Origin of the sequence: Pseudomonas sp. GM24 (assembly GCF_000282235.1) — a bacterium.
Classification (GTDB): Bacteria; Pseudomonadota; Gammaproteobacteria; order Pseudomonadales; family Pseudomonadaceae; genus Aquipseudomonas.
In genome coordinates, this window is the sequence record NZ_AKJR01000079.1 from 1 (window position 1) to 3,053 (window position 3,053).

At 60.6% G+C, this 3,053-nt stretch carries 4 protein-coding genes; 3 read left to right on the forward strand and 1 reads right to left on the reverse strand.

Annotation, left to right across the window (positions count from 1 at the left end; translation table 11 throughout):
• The first annotated feature begins 102 nt into the window (after positions 1–102).
• From PMI23_RS11850 to PMI23_RS11860, 3 genes are read left to right on the forward strand one after another with little or no spacing between them, the layout of a single operon-like run.
• Complete coding sequence (locus tag PMI23_RS11850) at positions 103–477, forward strand: septal ring lytic transglycosylase RlpA family protein (RefSeq protein WP_007915349.1); 375 nt, start codon at positions 103–105, stop codon at positions 475–477.
• Between the two features lie 46 nt (positions 478–523).
• Positions 524–1,585 carry a calcium/sodium antiporter gene (locus PMI23_RS11855; protein ID WP_007915347.1) on the forward strand — a complete coding sequence of 354 codons (1,062 nt, stop codon included), beginning with the start codon at positions 524–526 and terminating at the stop codon, positions 1,583–1,585.
• The gene (locus tag PMI23_RS11860) at positions 1,582–1,959 is read left to right on the forward strand and encodes a carboxymuconolactone decarboxylase family protein (RefSeq protein ID WP_007915345.1); all 378 of its coding nucleotides are present in this window, start codon (positions 1,582–1,584) and stop codon (positions 1,957–1,959) included. Before PMI23_RS11855 ends, PMI23_RS11860 begins: the two co-directional genes overlap by 4 nt.
• An 83-nt stretch (positions 1,960–2,042) precedes the next feature.
• Here PMI23_RS11860 and PMI23_RS11865 read toward each other — a convergent pair whose 3' ends face one another.
• Positions 2,043–2,984: an AEC family transporter gene (locus PMI23_RS11865; RefSeq protein WP_007915344.1), complete on the reverse strand. Its 942-nt coding sequence runs from the start codon at positions 2,982–2,984 to the stop codon at positions 2,043–2,045.
• Positions 2,985–3,053 lie beyond the last annotated feature (69 nt).

Consider the following 3,053-nt stretch of genomic DNA (forward strand, 5'->3'; position numbering starts at 1 on the left):
AATGCCGCCCCGGACGCTCCGCGTCCATTGCGGTGTGACGCAGAGCGTCACGGGATGCATTCCCACGCTGGAGCGTGGGAACGATCACTTTGGAGTATCTGAATGAAACGTCTGCTCGGCGCCTGCGCCCTGCTCTCCTTGCTGGCCGGTTGCGCCAGCACCGACACCATCGACCCGCACGGTTACGACCAGACCGGCGTCGCCTCCTATTACGGTGCCAAGCACCACGGTAAACGCACCGCCAGTGGCGAGCCGTTCAACCAGAATTCCCTGACCGCCGCCCATCGCCAGTTACCCTTCGGCACACGGGTGAAGGTCACCAACCTGAAAAACGATGAATCCGTCGTGGTCCGCATCAATGACCGTGGCCCGCATACCCGTGGACGCCTGATCGACGTGTCCCGCGAGGCTGCCGAACAACTCGGCATGCTGCGCAGCGGCACCGCACGGGTTCGCGTGCAGGCCCTCGACGACTGATGGAGCGCTGACCATTTTCGGATTAGCCGACTTACCCCTGATCAGCGTGATCGAACTGCTCGCCGGCCTGTGCCTGCTGATCTTCGGCGCAGAGCTGATGGTGCGTGCGGCGGTGCGTCTGGCGGCGCGTCTGCATGTGCGGCCGCTGATCATCGGTCTGACCATCGTCGCCCTCGGCAGCAGTGCGCCGCAAATGGCCGTCAGTCTTCAAGCGGCACTGGCGCATAACCCGGACATTGCCGTTGGCAGCGTAGTCGGCAGCAGCATCTTCAACATCCTTGTCACCCTCGGCCTTTCCGCGCTGATCATTCCTCTGCGCGTTTCGCGGCAATTGGTGCGCCTCGATATTCCGCTGATGATCGGTGCCAGTCTGCTGGTGTTCGTATTGGCCTGGAACGAAGAGATCAGTCGCTTCGACGGCATCCTGCTGCTCGGCGCATTGGCGCTGTATCTCGGCTTGCTGCTGCGCCAGTCACGACACTCGACGCGGCCGCACACGGAGCGCATTGAAACAAGCCAAGCGTCGTGGATCGGCAGTTCGCTGATGATCATCGTCGGTTTGGCGATGCTGGTATTTGCCGGGCACCTTTTGCTCGGAGCTGCCGTGGTGGTGGCAACTGATCTTGGATTTTCCGAGCGTGTCATTGGCCTGACCGTTGTCGCTGTCGGCACCTCGCTGCCGGAACTGGCGACCTCGCTGATCGCCGCACTGCGCGGGCAACGGGATATTGCCGTCGGCAACGTGATCGGTGCCAACCTGTTTAATCTGCTCGGGGTACTCGGCCTGACCGCATTGATCGCGCCGACGCCGCTGTCGGTGTCGCCGAACGCACTGGATTTCGATCTGCCGGTGATGCTCGGCGTCGCCGCGTTGTGCCTGCCGGTGTTTTATTCCGGTTACCGCGTGACGCGAGCCGAAGGTCTGTTGCTGCTCGGTTTGTATCTGGCGTACGGGCTGCACGTGGTGTCGTTCACCACCGGCATGCCCCTGGCCGGCAAGCTTGAGCGAATGATGTTGTTTTATGTCCTGCCAACGCTGCTGACGTTCTTGTTGTTCACGTCGATACGCGCCTGGCGCCGCCAACACCACAAGAGGGATATGCCATGACCGAATCGAAGAAGTCCGGGGTTGAAGTCCGCCGTCAGGTAATGGGCGATGCGTTTGTTGATCGCGCCTTGGGCAACGCCACCGAGTTCACTCAACCGTTGCAGGATTTCGTCAATGAACACGCCTGGGGCGGTGTGTGGAATCGCGAAGGTCTGCCGCTGAAAACCCGCAGCCTAATTACTCTTGCAGCGCTGACCGCATTGAAGTGCCCGCAAGAACTGAAAGGCCATGTGCGCGGTGCGCTGAACAATGGCTGCACGGTGGACGAGATTCGTGAGGCGTTGCTGCATTGCGCGGTGTATGCCGGCGTGCCGGCGGCGATTGATGCGTTTCGCGCGGCGCAGGAAGTGATCGACAGTTACGAGAAAAGCTAAAAGATCGCAGCCTGCGGCAGCTCCTATATGGAAATGCGGTCTCCTGTAGGAGCTGCCGCAGCTGCGATCTTTTGATCTTGCCTTTATATCCACCCACCCCACTGCAAAACAAAGATCCCGACATTGGTGGTGATCGCCGCCATCAACGTGGTCATCACGATAATCGCCGCCGCCAGTTCATGATTGCCCTGCGCCGCCCGGGCCATGACAAAACTTGCCGCCGCTGTCGGGCTGCCGAAGTACAAAAACAGAATCCCCAATTCCGCGCCGCGAAAACCCCACAACCACGCTCCCAGCGTTGCCAGCACCGGCAACCCGATCATCTTCACCAGGCTGGAACTGAGCGCCATGCTGCCGCTCTTGCGCAACGCCGCCAGCGACAGCGTGCCGCCAATGCAGATCAACGCCAGCGGCAAGGTGGTCTGCGCCAGATACTGACCGGAGGTCTCCAGCCATCCCGGCAAACCGATCTTGAAATAGGCAAACGGCGCCGCCGCAATCACGCTGATGATCAGCGGATTGCTGAACACGCTTTTGCAGATGCTCCACGGATCGGACTTGATCACTGGGCTGTACACCGCCAGCACGATGGTCGACAGCGTGTTGTAAAACAGGATCACCAGCGCCGCGAGAATCGCCCCGAGGGAAATCCCGTAATCGCCGTACATACTCGCCGCCAGTGCCAGACCGATGACGCCGTTGTTGCCGCGAAACGCGCCTTGGGTATAGATGCCGCGATCTTCGCGCGGGCAACGGAAAATCGCCCAGCCCCAGGCCAGGGCAAAGCTCACCAGCGTGGCGAGGGAGAAGTAGATCAGCAGGGACGGTTGCAACGCGGCGTGCAGATCGGCATGCAGAATGCCGAGGAACAGCAGCGCCGGCATGGTGACGTTGAACACCAGCGACGAAGCGGTGTGAATGAAGTTGTCGTTGATCCAGTCGATGCGCTTGAGCAGCACACCGAGAAACAGCATGGCAAACACCGGCGCGGTGATGTTCAGGGTTTCGAGGAAGATTGCCAGCATGCCGGGGAGCCTTGGGTGAGCGTCGTTAGGGGGCTAATGATAAGCCAAAAGCTTGAAAAGCCCCTCACC